The sequence below is a fragment of the Jannaschia pagri genome, assembly GCF_019655435.1.
Taxonomy (GTDB): domain Bacteria; phylum Pseudomonadota; class Alphaproteobacteria; order Rhodobacterales; family Rhodobacteraceae; genus Jannaschia; species Jannaschia pagri.
The window spans coordinates 291,234-309,302 of sequence record NZ_BPFH01000004.1 but is presented as its reverse complement, the minus strand read 5'-3'; the positions used below and the strand labels follow the sequence as shown (position 1 = coordinate 309,302).

The 18,069-nt window shown below is 64.2% G+C and carries 17 protein-coding genes and 1 tRNA gene; 6 read left to right on the top strand and 12 right to left on the bottom strand.

Translation table 11 applies throughout. The features are described from left to right. Positions 1-30: 30 nt before the first annotated feature. Both K5R33_RS12395 and K5R33_RS12390 read left to right on the top strand, forming a co-directional pair. Entirely contained in the window at positions 31-201 is a 171-nt protein-coding gene (locus tag K5R33_RS12395) for a DUF1328 domain-containing protein (RefSeq protein ID WP_220749355.1), read from the top strand. A gap of 110 nt (positions 202-311) precedes the next feature. Beyond that, complete coding sequence (locus K5R33_RS12390) at positions 312-557, top strand: hypothetical protein (protein ID WP_220749354.1); 246 nt, start codon at positions 312-314, stop codon at positions 555-557. A 204-nt stretch (positions 558-761) separates the two neighbouring features. Here K5R33_RS12390 and K5R33_RS12385 read toward each other — a convergent pair whose 3' ends face one another. From K5R33_RS12385 to K5R33_RS12370, 4 genes are all read right to left on the bottom strand, one after another. Beyond that, entirely contained in the window at positions 762-1,643 is an 882-nt protein-coding gene (locus tag K5R33_RS12385) for a nickel/cobalt transporter (RefSeq protein ID WP_220749353.1), read from the bottom strand. Further along, positions 1,631-2,263, bottom strand: a complete 633-nt coding sequence (locus K5R33_RS12380; protein WP_220749352.1) for a DUF1007 family protein — start codon at positions 2,261-2,263, stop codon at positions 1,631-1,633. Before K5R33_RS12380 ends, K5R33_RS12385 begins: the two co-directional genes overlap by 13 nt. A 117-nt stretch (positions 2,264-2,380) precedes the next feature. Next, positions 2,381-3,547, bottom strand: a complete 1,167-nt coding sequence (locus K5R33_RS12375) for a M20 aminoacylase family protein (RefSeq protein WP_220749351.1) — start codon at positions 3,545-3,547, stop codon at positions 2,381-2,383. A 234-nt stretch (positions 3,548-3,781) separates the two neighbouring features. Then, on the bottom strand, positions 3,782-4,282 hold the full coding sequence (locus tag K5R33_RS12370; RefSeq protein ID WP_220749350.1) for a chemotaxis protein CheD: 501 nt from the start codon (positions 4,280-4,282) through the stop codon (positions 3,782-3,784). Between the two features lie 268 nt (positions 4,283-4,550). Between K5R33_RS12370 and K5R33_RS12365 the strand changes: the two genes are divergently transcribed. Together K5R33_RS12365 and K5R33_RS12360 are read left to right on the top strand one after the other, a co-directional pair. Beyond that, a complete protein-coding gene (locus K5R33_RS12365) occupies positions 4,551-5,009 on the top strand; it encodes a rhodanese-like domain-containing protein (protein WP_220749349.1) in 459 nt (152 codons plus the stop codon). Further along, a complete protein-coding gene (locus K5R33_RS12360) occupies positions 5,006-5,842 on the top strand; it encodes a CE1 family esterase (protein WP_220749348.1) in 837 nt (278 codons plus the stop codon). Before K5R33_RS12365 ends, K5R33_RS12360 begins: the two co-directional genes overlap by 4 nt. A gap of 131 nt (positions 5,843-5,973) precedes the next feature. Here K5R33_RS12360 and mdoH read toward each other — a convergent pair whose 3' ends face one another. From mdoH to K5R33_RS12325, 7 genes are all read right to left on the bottom strand, one after another. Continuing rightward, positions 5,974-7,830 carry a glucans biosynthesis glucosyltransferase MdoH gene (gene mdoH, locus K5R33_RS12355; RefSeq protein WP_220749347.1) on the bottom strand — a complete coding sequence of 619 codons (1,857 nt, stop codon included), beginning with the start codon at positions 7,828-7,830 and terminating at the stop codon, positions 5,974-5,976. Further along, entirely contained in the window at positions 7,827-9,353 is a 1,527-nt protein-coding gene (locus K5R33_RS12350) for an OpgD/OpgG family glucan biosynthesis protein (RefSeq protein ID WP_220749346.1), read from the bottom strand. Before K5R33_RS12350 ends, mdoH begins: the two co-directional genes overlap by 4 nt. After that, on the bottom strand, positions 9,335-10,660 hold the full coding sequence (locus tag K5R33_RS12345) for an OpgC family protein (protein WP_220749345.1): 1,326 nt from the start codon (positions 10,658-10,660) through the stop codon (positions 9,335-9,337). The genes K5R33_RS12350 and K5R33_RS12345 overlap by 19 nt, the downstream gene beginning before the upstream one ends. 27 nt (positions 10,661-10,687) lie before the next feature. After that, complete coding sequence (locus tag K5R33_RS12340; protein ID WP_220749344.1) at positions 10,688-12,049, bottom strand: tetratricopeptide repeat protein; 1,362 nt, start codon at positions 12,047-12,049, stop codon at positions 10,688-10,690. Between the two features lie 163 nt (positions 12,050-12,212). Then, the gene (locus K5R33_RS12335; RefSeq protein WP_220749343.1) at positions 12,213-13,397 is read right to left on the bottom strand and encodes a CaiB/BaiF CoA transferase family protein; all 1,185 of its coding nucleotides are present in this window, start codon (positions 13,395-13,397) and stop codon (positions 12,213-12,215) included. Beyond that, on the bottom strand, positions 13,381-14,988 hold the full coding sequence (locus tag K5R33_RS12330) for a thiamine pyrophosphate-binding protein (RefSeq protein WP_220749342.1): 1,608 nt from the start codon (positions 14,986-14,988) through the stop codon (positions 13,381-13,383). Before K5R33_RS12330 ends, K5R33_RS12335 begins: the two co-directional genes overlap by 17 nt. Continuing rightward, the gene (locus K5R33_RS12325; protein WP_220749341.1) at positions 14,985-16,130 is read right to left on the bottom strand and encodes an acyl-CoA dehydrogenase family protein; all 1,146 of its coding nucleotides are present in this window, start codon (positions 16,128-16,130) and stop codon (positions 14,985-14,987) included. The genes K5R33_RS12330 and K5R33_RS12325 overlap by 4 nt, the downstream gene beginning before the upstream one ends. A 90-nt stretch (positions 16,131-16,220) precedes the next feature. Here K5R33_RS12325 and K5R33_RS12320 point away from each other — a divergent pair, with 90 nt between their 5' ends. Next, positions 16,221-17,087, top strand: coding sequence for a LysR family transcriptional regulator (locus tag K5R33_RS12320; protein WP_220749340.1), 867 nt, complete (start codon positions 16,221-16,223; stop codon positions 17,085-17,087). Here K5R33_RS12320 and K5R33_RS12315 read toward each other — a convergent pair. Next, a complete protein-coding gene (locus K5R33_RS12315; RefSeq protein ID WP_373314168.1) occupies positions 17,084-17,560 on the bottom strand; it encodes a DUF302 domain-containing protein in 477 nt (158 codons plus the stop codon). The genes K5R33_RS12320 and K5R33_RS12315 overlap by 4 nt on opposite strands. Positions 17,561-17,755: 195 nt before the next feature. Between K5R33_RS12315 and K5R33_RS12310 the strand changes: the two genes are divergently transcribed. Continuing rightward, positions 17,756-17,845 (top strand) — tRNA-Ser (locus tag K5R33_RS12310). Positions 17,846-18,069: the final 224 nt, after the last annotated feature.

The following is an 18,069-nucleotide window of genomic DNA, read 5'->3' as shown; positions in this document are numbered from 1 at the left end:
TCAGTGGTCAGACGCAGTAAGGATCAACCAATGCTCAGCTGGGCCGCCACATTCCTCGCAATCGCGGTGATCTCCGGGCTGTTCGCCTTTGGTGGGATCGCCAGCGCCTCCGCCGGGATCGCGCAAATTCTGTTCGTCATCTTCATGACCTTGTCCGCAGTGTCCGTTGCCCTGGGGATCATGACCGACGATTCCGCCTGAGACTGCGGTGCCTGTCCCGGCGCAGATCCGCATAGGCTCGTACGCAGCACCCGAGAGGCGGAACATAGGCCGCTGCGACGTGTTCTCCTTCCATAGGAAAGGAGACAGCTATGAAGGTTGGAACGACCCTTGCAATCCTCATCAGCGCGCTCGTTCTCTTGGCGAGCTTATGGATCACGCAGCCGGACCAAAGCGGTCGCGCAGCACCTTTGGTGATTGATGACCAGCCGTCGACGTTTGAAGCCGACATTGGCGAGGTCTTGCATGACGACCGGACCGTCACGGTGCCAGATGTGGAGATCGAGAACGATGGCGAAGCAGCGCAAACACCTGCCCCTGCCACAGCTCTCAGGTGAGACACTCGGGTAGCCGACTGGTTCTGGGACACGCTTGACTTGAAGAGCCGCGAGGGCGCGGTCTCAACGGAGGAAGGAACACAAGCAGACCGTCATCAGGAGACCTGGATCACTCAGTCTGCCCCAATGGTCTCCGCATCAGCAGGGGCGCCGCGCCAGGCGGTGACGTCCCGGGCCGTCGGCACCGACCGCAATACGGCAACCTTAGCCCAAGGCCGCTCGCAAGAGGCTCAGGCTGATGACCGCGATCACGACACCCGCCGCGATTTGCAGGGCCGGGGCAACCAGCGACAACTGCCCCGTCCCGCCGCTCGACAGCAGCGCCAGACCCCGTGCAGCGACGCTCGACACCGCCACACCCGATGTCAGGATGGCTGTCCCAAGGCCCATGGCCGCCACCCCGACAATGCCCGCAAGGGCCAGGTCCAACTGCCAGGCAATCACCAACAGGAATATCGCGCCCGTACAGGGCCGGATCGCAACGCTCAGCACCAGGGGCACGGCATCCCGCCAGCCGGTCAGGCGCGCGACCTCTTCGGCGCTCGGGCCATGGGCATGGCCGCACCCGCACGTGGTCTGAGGCACAGGTTGTGTGACCCGCCACAGCCCCTTGGCCCCGCGATAGGCAAACACGCCTCCGATCGCCGCAATGGCGGCATAGCTTGCCGGGGCCAAAACGGTCTCTGCCAGATCCGTCACCTGCGGGGCGATCAACCCAAAGATCCAGAACCCCCCGTAGACGAGCACCACCGCCCAAGCCGCTTGCAACAGGCTGGAGAGGACCGCCAAGGACAGCAGCGCCTTAGCGGACACATCCGAGGCGAGCCCGGTCCCCCCGATCAGGTACTTCCCATGCCCAGGCCCCGCCGCATGGATCAGGCCATACCCACCTGTGGCCACGATCAGCGTGAGCCAAGCCCCAGGGGCGCCGCCTTGCAACGCGCGCACGGCCTCGGCGATGTCGCCCTGATAGGCACGCTGTTGCAGCAGGATCCAAGCGGTCGCATCGGGTAGGATCTCGGTCGCCAACCAGATGGCGCCCACAACCGCAACCAACCCGCCGACCGACCACATCAAGGCACGCATGTCATCACAATCCTATCTGCCACGAGCGCCCCGGCATTTGCATCCTCGGGCGCCGTATCACTCGCCAGACGCGCCAGCATATCCAGAACCGCCTGGCTTGCCGTTTCCGGGACAAACGGAACAACCGCCGCGTTACAGCCCGACGGCGCAGAACGCAACTCTGGCTGTTGCGTGATCGAAAAGTCGAAAAAGTACGTCCGTTCGTAGAACCCGATTTCCACCGGCAGGTCTGTCACATCTAAGGGTGTCTCCAACGCCCGCCGAAAAGCCTGTCGGAGGCGACCGTCGACCATGCTCACCTCCACGTCTTCGGGCCAGGACAGCGCAACGGGCACGCCCACGACGGAGACATGGGCAGACCCGTCGAAATCATCGGGAAACATTTGAAGCGCTTCTGTCATCCGCGCTGTGTCTTCATCGCTCAGCGTCCCGTCTGGAAGCGGAGACACTCCATGGGCTGCGACCTGATAGAGCGAGTCCAGCGGATCGAAGACCCATGTGATCTCGAGCGCAGTGATCTGGCCGGCTTCGTCAAAGACGATGTCTACGCCACCATCGACAAAGACATGGGGGTGGGCCAGGGCGGGACTGCTCCAGGCAGCGCAGGCCAGTGCGATCACACGGCCAACCCACGGCCTGCTCGAATACGAAACCCCCGTCCCCATAGCTTCCCTGTAACCTGCCTGGGCCGGATGTCACAAGACGAGCAAAGGTATAGCCTGGCAGATGCCCGCCGATTACGGGGCCAAGCGCGCCTCGGCCAAGGTGACCCAATAGGAGCATCCGATGGGGATAATCGCGTCATTGAAGTCATATGCGGGATGGTGAAGGCCCGGACCATGTCCAATGCCAAGTTGGATGTATGCGCCCGGACAAGCCTCTAGCATATAGGCGAAATCCTCACCGCCGGTGGTTCGCGGGGCGTTGTCGTCGCAGGTGCCGACCACTTGGGTTGCTGCCGCGACGCAGTGTTCCGTTTCCGCCCCGTGGTTCACCATCACGGGGTATGGCTCTTCTTCTTGGTGCAAACGGGCCGTGGCGCCGTAGGCTTGGGCCGTTGCTTCGATGACCTCCGCCATGCGGGTCAGGGTTGCGTCGCGCACGGTGCCGTCAAAGCTGCGCAGGGTGCCACGCAGGGTCGCCCCGTCGGGAATGACATTGAACGCGTCCCCTTCGGTGTGAAAGGCCGTGACAGAGACAACGACAGGCTGCTGCGGGTCCGTGTTCCGGGCAACGATGCTCTGCAACGCCATCACAATCGCCGATGCCGCCAGGGTCGTATCCACTGTCTGATGGGGGCGCGCCGCGTGGCCGCCGCGTCCGCGCACATCGATGCGGAAGCTATCGACCGCCGCATAGAAAGGGCCCGATCGGATGGCGAACTGACCAAAGGGCAACAGCGGAGAGTTGTGCAGACCGTAGACCTCGGAGATCCCGAAACGGGTCATCAGGCCATCCTCGACCATGGCGGCAGCGCCTGCACCCCCCTCTTCGGCGGGTTGAAAGATGACTGCGACGGTGCCCGAAAAAGCCCGTGTCTCGGCCAAGTACCGGGCCGCACCCAGCAGCATCGCCGTGTGACCGTCATGGCCACACGCGTGCATCTTCCCCGGAACCACGGAGGCATGGGGTGCGCCAGTGGCCTCTTGGATTGGCAAAGCGTCCATATCCGCACGCAAACCAATGGTGCGGGCCTGGAGACCTTGCTGCCCATGGATCAGACCCACAACACCGGTGCGACCGATCCCCTCGACCACCTCATCGCAACCGAAGGCACGCAGTCGGTCCGCCACAAAGGCGCTGGTGCGGTGGGTGTCATACTTCAGTTCTGGGTGTGCATGCAGGTCCCTGCGCCAAGCTGTGATGTCGTCGTGCCAATCGTCGAACTGGGAGAGAAGGGCCAAGGGGTACTCCTTTGAGGTTGGCGGGAAAACCGCCGCCTGACGGAGTGTAGCGACCGTCCATGACCTGTCCATCGCCGTTCACCCAGCAATTGCGGGTGAGCTGTCCAGCTAGGCGACCCGCCTGTCCCGGGGATGAGGGCAACATGGGTGGGAGCCATCCAATGCCCGACTGACGCGCCGAGCCTGCTAGCCTCGTACATTACCGCAGCCGCTCCAGGCGGCAGAGGACAACGCCTAGAACAACTCCGGCGCGTTCCCGTTGCTCGCCGGGGCAGGCGCCCCCGTGATCCGCGTCTTCGCCAGGGCTGCGACAACCAATCGGCCCGTCACCGGATGGAAGCGAATGCGCCGCGCACTTTCGCCTCCGATGCTCACCCCAAGCAGAGGGATCCCCTCGCGCGTCAGATACCCCATGCACGCCTCCGCGATGGCCAGGCCGTGGCGCTTGCCCCGCAAAAGCACATGCGCCCCACCGGTTATCCGTGCCCCCAACCGACGGCGTGAGACGCCCTTTTGCATCAGGGCATTCACCAGGCGTTCCGCTTCCGCAATGACGGCGGCGTCGCCCAAAGGCTCCGTCGAGACGTTCTTATAGATGTGGTTCATGCCACCCCACTGGCCGCACATGTCAAACAGACAAACGGAAACGCAGGATCCGAGCGTGGCGACCAACTCAAGCTGCGGATCGTTCGAAATACGCATGGCCCCCTGCGCCACCTCGATCTGATGGGTCACGCTGTCGTCCGGGCGGAGGTCACTTGGCAACGAAGGACATGGGACCATGCTAGCGGCCCCACTCGGGAATCAGTTTGGGGCCAAACGGCGACATATAGGGCTCCGACCACATGGTGGCTCTTTTCATGGCGTCTGATGCTGAAGATTGACTTAATGGGGCGCCGGGGTTTTCGGCCCCGCGCCGTGACGGTGCGTCACCGGAACGTGACTTGGGGCGGCAGGTGGGATCGGCTTAGACAGCGAGGCAGTCAGTCGTTGGAAGGCCCCCATGTTGAAACAGATCCCATTGAGCCGCAGGCAGATTTTGGTTGGCGGGGCTGGCGCAGCTTTCGCTTTGACGGCCGCAGGGGTCGTCTATGGACGGCGCGATCGCTTCGAGGGGTCTGAGGTGACACCCCCCGATGCGCTGGCTGCCATACGCGCGGGGGAGATCCTGATGATCGATATCCGCCGCCCGGACGAATGGGCCCGCACGGGGATCGCCGAAGGGGCAAAGCCGTTGGACATGCGGCGGGACGACTTTGTCGAGGCGTTGGCCGACTTGACCGGCGGGGCCACAGACACTCCGGTCGCGCTGATCTGTGCACGCGGTGTGCGATCCGACCGGATGAGCGCCCGCCTGGAGGAGGCCGGGTTTACCCGCATCATTGACGTCCCCGAAGGGATGCTCGGATCCGCGGCCGGTCCCGGATGGTTGGCCCGCGGTTTGCCCGTTGTGCAACCATGAGGGGGCTCGTTCCAGCGCTCGCGCTCGCACTTCTGCCTGCGGCAGGTCAGGCCTGTGGCCGCGATGGTCCCGCTTGCGACACTCCGCTGGGCACCTATCGGATCGCCCTGCCTGAAACCGCAGAGAGCCTCCATCCCGCCGTTCTCTTCCTACATGGCGCCGGCGGGACTGGCCGGGGTGTGCTGAGGATGACCGGCACGGTATCGGCCCTGACGGCACGGGGCTATGCGGTCATAGCACCGGACGGGCTGCCCTGGCGGACGGGGCAATCGGGCGGCATCTGGTCGTTTCTACCCGATGATCAACGCCCGGCCCTGCGCGATGAGGGCGCCTTCTTCGCCGAGGTCATTGCGGATGCCGCTGAAGTCCACGGAGTCGATCCGGACCGTGTCCTTTTGGCCGGGTTCTCCGCCGGCGGTTTCATGGTGAACTATCTGGCCTGCGAGACGCCAGACGCCTTTCCCGCCTATGCCCCGGTCTCTGGTGGCTTCTGGACACCCCTCCCCGAAGCCTGTGCGGGTCCGGTGAAATTGTTCCACACCCATGGCTTTCGGGACTCAACCGTTCCGTTGGAGGGACGTCCGCTGCGCGATGGGCTCTGGCTCCAAGGTGATATCTTTGCAGGCCTGGCCCTGTGGCGAGAGACCAATCAGTGCAACTGGCCCGATCCAGACGGCTATCAGACAACCGGGGCGTTCCAACGTCGGCACTGGGATTGCGCGGCGGGCAGCGAATTGGAATTTGCGCTGTTTCCCGGCGGGCATGGCGTGCCCGAAGGTTGGGCGGATATGGTGATCGAGTGGTTCGAGGCCGTCACGGTCGACGCTGAGTAAAACGCTCTGATTGGCGCCGCCCTTCGTGTGCTGGGCGGTGCCGATTTGCACGGAAGGCCACCGATTTCCCAGTTTCCTCTATCCTGAGATACAACAGGCTCCGCCTGCCCGTGGCGTCTAATCGTTCTCGACTATTCTGCCGGAAGCCGCCCGGCCCCCAACACGTCCCGCAGTTCTTGCCGCCAAGCTGCGGCCCGTGTGGCGACGAGGGGTGCGCGGACCTCCTGCGGAGTGGCCAGCGTCCCGGGCACGGCCCAGGCCGACAGGCGCGACAGCGGCACGGCCAACAGCAGGCTCACCATCACGGGGATAAGCCAGGGAGAGACGTAGCCGCTGCCCATGCCCACGGCCAAAAGGGCACCGATGGTCGTCTCCACCCAATGGAACCGCAGCAGGATCCACCAACTATACCGCCCACCCGAGCGCGATTGCGGGGTCCAGTCCAGGCCAATTCCCAGCAGCGACTCGGCCACGGCGCGGGTCTGTTGCACCATCAAAATGGGCGCGTAGGCGATGGACATGGCGATCTCTACCACCAAGGACGTCCCGAACCGCCCTGCCCCGCCCAGCCGCGCCAGGGGCGTGCCGGTCAGCACCAGGGCCGCTGCCCCGATCAGCTTGGGCGCCAGCAGAAGGCCGTAGAGCACAACCATCAGCCAGACGTGGTTGACCGGCGACATCTCTGGCCAGTTGGGCAAGGTCGGGTTCTCGGGCGAGAAGTAATTGATGACGGAACGATCTTCGCTGACCCCGATGGCGGCCCAGATCGTCAGCAAGATGAACCAAAGCGGCGACAGCAAGTAGCCCACGGCCCCATGGAACAGATGAAACCGGCTGAGCGCGTGGAACCCGCGCGTGCCCAGCAAACCTAGGTGTTGCAGGTTGCCGCGGCACCAACGGCGGTCCCGCAGGGCGTGATCGATCAGGGACGGCGGCGTCTCTTCGTAGCTGCCTTGCACACGGGGCAAAAAGCGCACCGACCAGCCGGCCCGGCGCAACAGCCCCGCCTCGACGAAATCGTGGGACAGGATCAACTGGTCGCGCCCGCGCAGGCCGCGAATGCGCGGCAATCCCGCGGAACTGGCGAAGGCCGCGATGCGAATGATGGCGTTGTGACCCCAATAATTCCCCTCGCGCCCGGTCCAGCGGGCAAGCCCCTCGGCCAAGGCCACGCCATAGATCGCGTTGGCGAACTGCTGGCTGCGGGCGAATAGGGTGCGCGCACCGATGAGCTGCGGAAAGGACTGGATCAGGCCCGCGCCCGGATCGCGGGACAGAGCATCCGAGAGGGCACCGATGGCATGGGCCGACATAAGGCTATCGGCATCCAGCACCAGCATCGCGTCATGGCCGCCGCCCCATGTTTCCACCCATTGGGCCAGGTTGCCCACCTTGCGGTCGGTATTCTGCGCGCGGCGGCGATACCAGATGGACGCGCTGGGCAGGCGGGCGCGCAGGGCATCATAGGCGGCCTCTTCCTGGGCGGCGCGGTCCGGGTCGCGGGTGTCCGACAAGATATAGAGCGCGTAGCGATGGGGCCCGCTGCGCCTCGCCAAGGCCTCCAACATGGCGGCGGCATTGCCGAAGACGTCCCAGGGGGCCTCTTCGTAGACGGGCATCAACAACGCCACATCCAGTGGCGCGACGACTCCCGTCTCCGGTGCCAAGCGCCGCCCCATGGAGATGGCGCCCCCAACCACGGTGACGAAGGTCAGCGCGATCCAAAAGAACCCAACGCCGATCAGTACGGCGAGCAACCCTTCGGCCCAGGTCGTGCCGTCGGTCGCAAACCAAGCCAGAAACCCCCACAGGAGGGCACCGGTCGCCAGCGCCGCTGGTAGAAATACAAGGGCCCGCCAATAGGCCGCAGCCGCATCGCGCACGGGTCTGGGCGCCGCATCATCCCGAAAGCGCGCACCCAGGTCCTGGCGTGGATGGGCCAATGGCCGTGGCGCGGGAACCGTGGCAGAGGGTGCAGCCTCCGTCATGTGGCGGTCCACCGATAAAGCCAAACCTCGGACACTGTGGTGCCGTCCTTCCGCAATTGCGCCCGCAACTCGACCGCCCGTCGGTCGCCCGGGTCGAAGGTGAACGCCAGCCGCGCCCCGCCGGTTTCAGGGTTCCGCTGCAAAATGCCTTCGGAGACATCCGCACTGCCCGAGGACACCTGGATCGTGACATCATCCAGGTCACCCACCAGGGCGGGATGCGCCGCGAAGTCGATCGCCGCCAGCCACCGATCCCGCGTGAAGTTCTTGCCCATATGGGTGTTCAACACCCGGGCTACGTCCCGCCGTTCTGGCGCGGCATCGCCCCAGGTCATGCGGTAGGTGAAGCGCGCCTCGCTGCCCGCCGGGATCACATCGCGGGGCCGCCAATAGGCGACGATGTTGTCGTAGATTTCTTCGTCTGACGGAATTTCCACCAAACGCACGACACCCTGCCCCCAGTCCTCGCCCGGCTCGATCCAAAGCGAAGGGCGCTTGTGATAGTGCGCTTCCAGATCGGCAAAGTCCGACAGTTTGTTCGCCCGTTGCATCAGGCCAAAGCCGCGCGGCGTATCGTCCACGAAACTGCTGACTTGGAGCGTGGTTGGGTTTGCCAGGGGACGCCACAGCATCTCACCGCGTCCGTTCCAAACCAAGAGGCCGTCACTGTCATGGATCGCCGGGCGGAAATCTTCGAAGCGCGGGCGATTGGTTTCATCGTACAGAAACATGGACGTCAGCGGCGCGATCCCAACATGATCCAGGTCGACCCGTGGGAAAATCGTCGCCTCCACATCCATATCGCATGTCTCGCCCGGGCGGATTACAAAGCGATAGGCGCCCGTGACCGACGGGCTATCGAGAAGCGCGTGGACGACAATGCTGTCGTCGCCCATGACCGGCTCCTCCACCCAAAGGCGGGTGAAGTCGGGAAACTCCTCCCCCTCCGCGTCGCCCGTGCGCAGAGCCAGACCCCGCGCCGACAGCCCATAGTTCTGGGCCGCGCCAATTGCTCGGAAGTAGCTGGCGCCTTGGAAGACGGCGAACTCCCGATGGTTTGTCTCTCCGGCGAATTGATGGCGCAGGCGCAGGCCGGAATAGCCCATGGATTCGTCTATGGGCAGCTGGGGCGCATCGTCGGTCGCGTCGAAGAGCGCGAAGTCAAAGGCCAGCCGGTTCGCCATATCATCGCGGACGACATCCACCTCGACAGCCCTCGGAAAGTACAAACCGGGGTGGAACAAATCCATCTGGAACGGCAGGTCGTTTTCAACCCACACGGCCTTTGACGTGTTGAACCAAATCTTGCGATACTCGTCATAGGTCAAATTGCGCCACGCTTCGGGCACCGAGGGGCGCAAGACAAACGGCTGCTTCGACAAGGCGCGGGCCAGTTCAATGACCGTGTTTGGCCCAAAAGGTTCCGACGACAGAAACCGCGGCATGTCAGCCGCCGCAGGCAGCGCCAGGGCGGCGACCGACGCCATCAGGAAGGCGCGGCGCTTCATTTCTTGACCCGCCATGGCTGGGACTTGAACCAACCGGCGCCATAGGCGCAAGCGATGAGCAAGCCAAAGCCCGTCAGGTTAATCAGCGCCCAGGTCCCCGCCGACCGCCCGATGATGTCGAGCAGGTAGCCGTTCACCCGGGCCAACACCATGGAGAAGATGAACACAGCGAGGCTTTGCTGTCCGACCTTCATCACGATGGTGACGACCTCGTCCCAAATGCGTGCGGCCAGACCCTGACCTGTGGCGATCAACCGGCGGCCCCCGTCCCCTGCGGCGGCCCAGGCCAAATAGGCCAGCGCCAGAAAGTGGACGTAGTGCAAAATCGCGTGGTCCGATTTGTCAAACCAAGCCTTGTTGGCCTGACGCCAGTCAAACACCGGATTGCAACGGCCAAAGGCCGTCTCAGTACAGCCGGTCATCGCGATGTAGGCGTCGCGCACCAGATCGGTCTGGAACAGCCGAAAGCCGACCGACGACAGAAAGAACGACACGATCACCACCGCCAAGGCCAGCCCCAGCAGCCATGGCTTGACCGGGGGCGCGGGAATCCAACCGCGCATGAAGGCGAACCCCGTGAAGAACAGCAATTGCCAGCCGAAGGGGTTAAAGAACCAAGTCCGCTCCGACCAAGGCTCCGCCGGGAATGCCAAGTGCAGATGACCCAGTCCCAGCCAGGTCATCAGGCTGTCCTGTGCCATGACCCACATGCCGACGACCACCACGGCCAAGGCAGGCAGCGACACCCGCGCCAGCGCCATGTAGACAGGCATCAGGATCAGCACGACCATATACATGGGCAAAATATCGAAATAGTTCGGGACGTAGGACAACGTCAGCAGCCCCAGCATCTGATCCGCCGTCGTCGATACAACCTCACCGCCGCGCACGACGCCTTCAAAGAAGGGCACTAAGTTCAGCGTGTTGATGTAGGTCTTCTCATGCCAGCCCGTGGCGTCGATGGCGGCCAACATGCCCGCGATTGCGAAGAACATGCCGATATGGGCCCAGTAAATTTGCCAAACGCGGAACCCCACCCGTGCGGTGCCCAGTGTCCATCCGGCCCGATCAAAGGATCGCCCGAAGGCGATGGCTGAGGCCATGCCGGAGCAAAACACAAAGATCTCCGTGGCATCGGAAAAGCCAAAGCGCGCCGGGATCCACAGCGTCCAAGCATTGCCCGGAGTATGGGCCAGGAGGATGATGAACATCGCAATGCCGCGGAAAAAGTCGAGCCGCGGATCGCGAACGGTGGCCGCCGGGCTGGTCCGCGCCACGGTGGGCGCGGTGGCAAAGGCGGCGGGTGGGGACGTCGTAGTCATCTCTATCCTTCGAAAGCTGCAGCCAAATTAGGCGCTGGCTCCCTGCGGGCAAGAGACCTTTGCTGCGCGTGCAATCAATTGGCGCCGCGCCGCCGCATAACCGTCTTCGATGCCGCCTCGGCGGGTCGTGCGGTCGGCGAGAACCTGCTCGGCCTCGGTCAATCGCCCGGCGCGGATACCGGCATCGATGGTCAACCGCTCAAAGACGTCCCGTTGCGCGTGACTGCCGCCCGCGCCCTGCATCGCAGGACGGGCGACCAGAAGCTGTGTGAAGGCCTTTGAGTATTCGCCTTCGCCAAAGGCCTCTAGACCCTGCGCAGCGGCCAACCCGGGGACTGCCATACGGCTGTCGACCTCATCGCGGCTCCGCTCCGCATCTTGGGACAAACGCGCCAGCAATTGTGCAACAGCCGCGTCGCGCCCATCGTTCGTCAGGGCCAGCATGTAATGCAGATCCGCAAAGATCAGGCAGCCATCCTCCGTCCGCTTTTCCGACAGATCCGCCAGTTCTTCCCACCGGTGGCCGACGTCGATGCCGTCCAACTCCAATCGAGACAAAAGCGAGGTTGCGTTGGAAATATCACGGTAGTCGTCGGTCTTCTCGGCCCGGATTTCCGCGTCATAGAGCGCCATGGCCTCGTCATAATGACCCAAGTCCAACAGCATCAGAGCCTTGTGCCACCAGACGTGGAACCGAAAGTTGTTGCAATGGGCCCAGGCCGCCTCGCGCCCCGTCAGCCAGTCCAGCCCCCCGGCGGCATCGCCCGTCATATCGTGGACATGGGCCACCGCGTGCAGCCCCCAGGCATCGTCCGGTGCCAGCGTCAGGGCCGACCGGCCCGCCAAGGCGGCGGCGGCATAGTCACCGGTTTCTTCCAGCGCAAAGGCATGGCACCCGAGCAGGTATCCGCGGCCTTTGTGATCTTCGCCGTGGGCTGGCATCACCCGTTCGATGGACTGCCGCATGCCCTTGGCGTCCCCGATGACGAAACGAACCGCGTGGCTCAACTTCATGGCAAGCGTGTCCGAGGGCGCGTCCTCTAGAATCGCTTCCAAAGCCATGATTGCCCGCGATGGCGCCCGGGCCAGCACCGCTTGCAGCGCCGTCAACATGGCGCGTTCCCGGGCGTTCCCGGCCTCCAAGGCGACGGCCTTTGCGCAGGCGGCCTCGGCCTCCGCCATGACCTCTCGGCGCCCCAATAGGGCATAGAACAAACCCTTCACCGCATAGGCGGCGGCATAGTCCGGCGCCAAATCCAAGAGCCTGCCCAGGTGAACCGGTGTTGCGGCCCCATGGGCCAGGAACGCCAGGCACATGGCGTTCCATTCCTGGACGGCATCGGCGTCCGTCAAGCTGACCGGTTGGTCAAAAACATCGGTGCGGGTCATCGGAACTCCTGACACGGGGGGGCGACTGTTCCCTTTGGCTTAGCTGCGGAAGCCAGGCGCGCCTATACGCAGAGCGGTCCCGTCACGGACACGTGACGCCCTGTCAGCTTGCGGTGATCGGAAAAGCGCCGATTTCGCCGAAAAAGCAGCGTTTTACCGCCAATCAAACGTCTTCGAACGGATCGTCCTTGGTCAGACGCGCGGTGTCGGCCCCAAAGCGCGGCGGCGCATGCCGATATGTGACAGGGGTGCGCGAAAGCTTCAGCGGGTTTCCCAACAAAGGCAGGGTCAAACCCTCCGCAATCATATCAAGCGCCATGCCCCGCGCCGCCACCTGATCGCTGGCAAATACCTGAGGCAATGTTTGGACAGGTCCCACCGGCACGCGCACGGCCTCCAGCTCTGCGATGATCGCATCCGTGGTCCGCGCGCGGACGGCTGGTTCCAGCAACGGGGCCAACGCCTCGCGATTCACGAGCCGGGCGGGATTGGTGGCGAAGCGCGGGTCTTCCGGCAGGTCCGACAGACCCAACACATCGCAGAAGCGCGTAAACTGTGCGTCGTTGCCCACGGCCACGATCACGTGGCCATCCGCCGTCCCATAGACGCCATAGGGCACGATATTGGGATGCCCGTTGCCGCGCCGCACAGGGGTCTGACCCGACAGGCGCGTGTTGACGCCTTCGTTGATGGTCCAGGCAATCTGGCTGTCGACTAGTGCGATGTCGATATGCTGTCCCTCGCCCGTCGCCTCAGCGTGGCGCAACGCCGCCAGGATCCCCACGGTGGCATACATCCCGCACATGACATCCGCGATGCCGACGCCCACTTTCATGGGCTCTCCCTCGGGCGCACCGGTCAGCGACATGACCCCGCCGTAGCCTTGGGCCATCAGATCGTAGCCCGGCTTGGCGGCGTTTGGACCGGTCTGGCCGTAGCCGGAGATGGAGCAATAGACGAGCCGAGGACACTCCGACAGGAGCGACGAGGCGTCGAGGCCGTATTTCGCCAGCCCGCCGGGTTTGAAGTTTTCGATCACGATATCAGCCAACCCTGCCAACCGTCGGATGTCTGACTGACCCTCTGGCGTCGTGATATCAATGGCCACCGACAGCTTGTTGCGGTTGGCACACATGAAATATGCTGAGAGATCTGTGTCTTGGTCACCGTCCTTCACGTAAGGCGGACCCCATTGGCGAGTGTCGTCGCCCGCCGTCGCCGGGTTTTCCACCTTCAAGACGGTTGCACCCAAATCGCCCAGCAATTGGGTGCAGGTCGGCCCCGCTAAGATGCGGCTGAGGTCGAGAACGCGGACACCCGACAACGGTCCCTTAGATGCGTCCGTCATAGGCTTTCCGGTCGATCTCTGCGGCGATAACGGTGAAGGTGTCTGCGGCCAATGCCTCTGTCATGGCGACGCGCAGGCCCTCTCGGTCCGAGACGGTGACGCCGTTGCCACCAAAGCCTTGGGCGATGGCCGCGTAGTCAAACCGGGCGAAATCGACCCCCGCATTGGCCATTTGGCGTTGCCGTTGTTTCAACTCAATCAAGGCAAGGGAGCGGTCGACGAAGACCACGAAAACAACGGGCTGTCCAAGGGCGGCGGCCGAGGCCAACTCTCCGGTGACCATCAGAAACCCTGCGTCGCCCATGAAGGCGACTACATGCCGGTCTGGCGCTGCGCGCTTGGCGCCAATCGCCAGGGGGAGTGCGCAGCCCATGGTGCATAGCCCGGAGGATTGCAACAACTGCCGGGGGCCATCGCAATCCCACATCTGGCTGAGCAAGATTCGGTGCGCGCCGCTATCCGCTGTTGCGACCGTGCCTTCGGGCGCCACCGCGCGGCAGACATCAATCACGGCATCGGGGCCCCAGTCTTGCGCCTCAAACGCGGACTTCAGGCTCGCGCGGGTTTGCGACACGTCCCAGACCTCGCCGCGCGATATGCCGGTGCCAATGGCTTCGAGGGTTGTGCCGGTGGGGGCGATGACCTCCAGCCCAGCCCGGTGCATGCCGTGGGTATTGGCCTCATGGCAGATGTCGATGACGTGCTGCGTGGCGGGGTCCCAAACCTCGCGCCAGCCGGTCCGCATCTCAATGGGGTCGTAGCCCGCCAGCAGGATCAGATCTGCCTCCCGGAAGAGCGGCAGAAGGTGCGTGTCGGCCAATGGCGAAAGCCCCGCACCGCCGAGGGCGAGGTCATGCCCCTCGGGGACCAATCCCTTACCTTTATAGGTGGTGACAAGCGGAACGCCGTGCGCCTCGCAGAAGGTTTGAATGGCCGCGCCCGCCTCATCCCGGACGGCATCCAGACCAGCCAGCATGATGGGCCGCTTCGCCTGGGCCAGCCAGGACCGCGCCGTGGCCAAGGCCTCCGCCCCAATGGCGGCAGGCGCGGTCGGAGGGACAAGGACGGCTGCGTCACTGACAGCGGCGTCGGCGACCGAAATCGGGACGTCGATATGCACGGGACCTGCGCGCCCCCCTGCCCCGCCCGTCGCAATGCGCACGGCCTTATCCGCCTGGATCGCGGCCGCCTTTGGCGTCAGGGTAAAGGTGGCTTTGGTGATGGGCGCAAAGACAGCGCGATGGTCCAGCACTTGGTGGGTGTAGGTCTCGGCCTCGTCCGGGTCCACGCAGCCGGTCAACACAATCATGGGTACGCGGTCTTGGTCTGCATTGGCCACGACGTTGACGCCGTTCATGGCACCGGGCCCCACGGTCGCAACAAGGATAGCGGGCGCGCCATCCAAGTGGTGCGCACCTTCAGCCATGAACCCGGCTGCGTTTTCGTGATGGCTGAGGATAAACTCGATCCCGGCGGCTTCGAGCGCGTCGACGAGGGTCAGGACCTCGCCCCCCGGCATCCCAAAGGCACGGCGGCAGCCGGCGGCGAAAAGGCGACGGGCAAGGGCGTCGGCGGCGCGAATAGTAGTCATTCTGCGGCCATATCAGCCCCACGTATCTGGTCAACGGCAGGGCGCCCCTGGGGCAGTTTTCTCCCGAGAACGTGACTTGCGATTTGCGTCCGCAGGACCTGCGCCGTGCCGCCACCGATGGTGAACATCCGCACATCGCGGTACATCCGTTCGAGCGGTGTGTCGCCACCATAGCCCCGCGCGCCATGCATCTGGAGCGCTCGGTCCACGACGCGCACCGCCGTCTCTGACGTCAGCAATTTCGCCCGCGCGGCTTTGGTCCGATCCGGGAAAGGGTCCGCACTGGCCGCCGCGTCTTTGACCAACAGCCGAGCCGCCGCCAACTCCGTGTCCATATCGGCCAGCATCCATTGCAAGCCCTGAAACTCCGCAAGCAGTCGGCCGAACTGCTGCCGGTCCGTCAGGTGGGCCTGGGCGAGCCTGGTGGCCTCGGAGGCAACACCCAAAGCGATGGTTGCGGCGCCCACGCGCTGGGTGTTGTAGGCGTCGATCAACTGGGAAAACCCAACCTCGGGCAAGGCCATGTCAGCGGGGACGAAATGGTTTTCAAACCGCAGTTCCGCCTCAGGCATCCCGCACAGACCCATCGTCCGTTCCAACCGCGCGACCCGCAGACCCGGACCAGGCTCCGCCAGAAAACCGCGAATGCCGTCGCGCGTCTGGGCAAAGACCAAGTGAAGCTTCGACACCCCTCCGCCTGTGATCCAGTGCTTGATGCCATCCAGGCGCCAACCACCCGGGACCGGCGTTGCTCGGGTCACCATGGCTTGTGCGTCGGACCCGGCGCCTGGCTCTGTGATGCAGATGGCGGGCTTGTCCCCTGCCAAAACCAGGGCCGCCGCGCGCGCCTTCTGCGTATCTGTCCCGTAAGCCATAACCGCGCTCAGCGCGCCCATGTTGCCCTCGACGAGGATGCGTCCGGTCAATGTGCAGGCGCCGGACACGGCTTCCACGATTGGCACGATCTCAGCAAGGGAAAGCCCCGGGCCACCATAGGCCTTCGGGATCGACATCCCCATCAGACCAACTGCCACCAGGTCCGAAACGTTCTCATGGCAATACCGCCGCTCCCTGTCCCAGGTCGCTGCGCGCGACCGGAGGCGGGGCAAGAGAGCATTCGCGCGAGAAAGATAATCCAACATCCTGTCCTCCGGTGACTGTGGACAGGGTGACGCTGGATAAATTACATAACAAGCGAATTAGATTGTAATTTATATCCAGGAAGCTTGAAGATGCAGAACCGTGACCTGCGCACCCTGCAAGAGATTGCGCGGCTCGGATCCTTCAGTGACGCGGCGGAGCGGTTGAACATGACGCTCTCCGCCGTCTCCATGCAGATGAAAGCGTTGGAGCGGGATCTCGATGCGGCCCTCTTTGACCGCAAAACCCGCCCCCCGCGCCTGACCCCGCTGGGCCGCCGCGTGGCGGACGCCGCCGGGGACGTCTTGGCAAAGGAAACCGCCCTGCGGGCTCTGGTCGGGCCAGAGACGCCCTTGGCTGGCCGGTTCCGCTTGGGCCTTGTTGCAAGCGCGGGTCCCCGCCTTCTGCCAGGTTTCTTGCGACGGCTCCCGGACGCACTGCCGCACAGTCGCTTTGATGTGCAGACCGGCCTTTCTGAAAACCTGCAAACCCTTGTGATAACGGGAGCGTTGGACGCGGCCGTTCTCACCGCTACGGGCGTCCCCCCAGGGGGATTGCGTCAACGCGTTATCGCCCAAGACCGATTGGTCATCGCGGGGCCAGTAGGTGGTGACCCGTCGTTACCATTTCTGCACTTTGCGCCTACCACGGGGATCGGTCGGTTAATCGCCGCCGAACTGGCCCATCACCCTATCCTGCGCGCCGCGCCGCGCTTGGTTCTGGATCATGTGGAAACCATCCTGGCCTGTCTGGCCGACGGTGTCGGGCGCACGATCCTGCCGGAGGTTGATCTGAACCGCGTCGGCGTGCCGCTTGAACGGCGAGTGCTTTCGGCGGAACGGCACTTGGTCCTGGTGACGCGCCAAGGCAGCACGCTGGACCTCCATGGGGACCGGTTGGCGGGCGCGATCTGCGGTCACAACCCGACGGGCCTTTGGCCGGACCCACAATGCGGCTAACGGGCGGCAGCCGTAGAAACCTGTTCAAACGCGGCATCCAACTCGAGTGCAATGGGCTGCAACCGGGGGGCCTCTGCCATGTAAGGCGCAAAAATCTGGGACGGGAGCTTATAGCTGAGTGTGGCGGTTCCATCGGCGTTTTCCGTCACATAGACGCGGATCGGGGCCTCGATCATCGCCGCGGTGGACAGCCGCAACACACGCACGGCGAAGTCGTTGTTATACAACCCGATCACGCGATTTCCCGGGATGTCGATCCCCCGACGTGCCGCAGCACCGGTCGGGCCCGCCATTGTCACCACGGCCAACCCGCCAGCGCCCGCAGCCGCCCTGGTGTCCGCGACGAGCGTCTCAAACGTCTTGGCGGTTGGCATCACAACCCAACCTGGACGCGGCGCAACATCCGCCACCGCTTGGGCCCAGGCCATCGTCGGAGCGACCAGAAGACAGGCGAGAAGCAGACGTTTCATCATGGCGGAACCCTTGGGCTTGGACGGGGTGTTGGACGATGCGCCTTGTCTGGCTTGCGGGTCTCGGGACCACAAGCACGCGCCCTTCACGACCTTGGCATCGTGACAGGTCCCAACCGATGCCAAATCCGAGAAACCGCGCAAAACCTCGGGTTTGGGCCTTGCACCCGCCCGCCTGCTTGCCTTAGACCCGCCAGCGGACAGGTGGCCGAGTGGTCGAAGGCGCGCGCCTGGAAAGTGCGTAGGCGGGAGACCGTCTCGAGGGTTCGAATCCCTTCCTGTCCGCCACTTCCTTCTTCCCTTCGGTAACTGTCCGTCCATTGAGCGAAGTCGGTTCGCGCCCTCGTCGACCGGCCCCATCTCCTCATCGCCATCCGTCTCAGTACTGCCAAAACTTAACGTCATCGGACGCGATGTACGCCCGGTCTTGAGGGGCCTTGGGTGCTACCCGCGCGCGTGATGATGTCGCGCATGAAACTGGTCGGACGTCCTCAGACGTCGCCTAGCTGTCT

Bases quoted from the DNA above. Each gene is read 5' to 3' on its own strand.
- K5R33_RS12395 (WP_220749355.1), top strand. From the start codon at position 31: ATGCTCAGCTGGGCCGCCACATTCCTCGCAATCGCGGTGATCTCCGGG.
- K5R33_RS12390 (WP_220749354.1), top strand. From the start codon at position 312: ATGAAGGTTGGAACGACCCTTGCAATCCTCATCAGCGCGCTCGTTCTC.
- K5R33_RS12385 (WP_220749353.1), bottom strand. From the start codon at position 1,643: ATGCGTGCCTTGATGTGGTCGGTCGGCGGGTTGGTTGCGGTTGTGGGC.
- K5R33_RS12365 (WP_220749349.1), top strand. From the start codon at position 4,551: ATGTTGAAACAGATCCCATTGAGCCGCAGGCAGATTTTGGTTGGCGGG.
- K5R33_RS12360 (WP_220749348.1), top strand. From the start codon at position 5,006: ATGAGGGGGCTCGTTCCAGCGCTCGCGCTCGCACTTCTGCCTGCGGCA.
- mdoH (WP_220749347.1), bottom strand. From the start codon at position 7,830: ATGACGGAGGCTGCACCCTCTGCCACGGTTCCCGCGCCACGGCCATTG.
- K5R33_RS12350 (WP_220749346.1), bottom strand. From the start codon at position 9,353: ATGGCGGGTCAAGAAATGAAGCGCCGCGCCTTCCTGATGGCGTCGGTC.
- K5R33_RS12345 (WP_220749345.1), bottom strand. From the start codon at position 10,660: ATGACTACGACGTCCCCACCCGCCGCCTTTGCCACCGCGCCCACCGTG.
- K5R33_RS12340 (WP_220749344.1), bottom strand. From the start codon at position 12,049: ATGACCCGCACCGATGTTTTTGACCAACCGGTCAGCTTGACGGACGCC.
- K5R33_RS12335 (WP_220749343.1), bottom strand. From the start codon at position 13,397: ATGACGGACGCATCTAAGGGACCGTTGTCGGGTGTCCGCGTTCTCGAC.
- K5R33_RS12330 (WP_220749342.1), bottom strand. From the start codon at position 14,988: ATGACTACTATTCGCGCCGCCGACGCCCTTGCCCGTCGCCTTTTCGCC.
- K5R33_RS12325 (WP_220749341.1), bottom strand. From the start codon at position 16,130: ATGTTGGATTATCTTTCTCGCGCGAATGCTCTCTTGCCCCGCCTCCGG.
- K5R33_RS12320 (WP_220749340.1), top strand. From the start codon at position 16,221: ATGCAGAACCGTGACCTGCGCACCCTGCAAGAGATTGCGCGGCTCGGA.
- K5R33_RS12315 (WP_373314168.1), bottom strand. From the start codon at position 17,560: ATGATGAAACGTCTGCTTCTCGCCTGTCTTCTGGTCGCTCCGACGATG.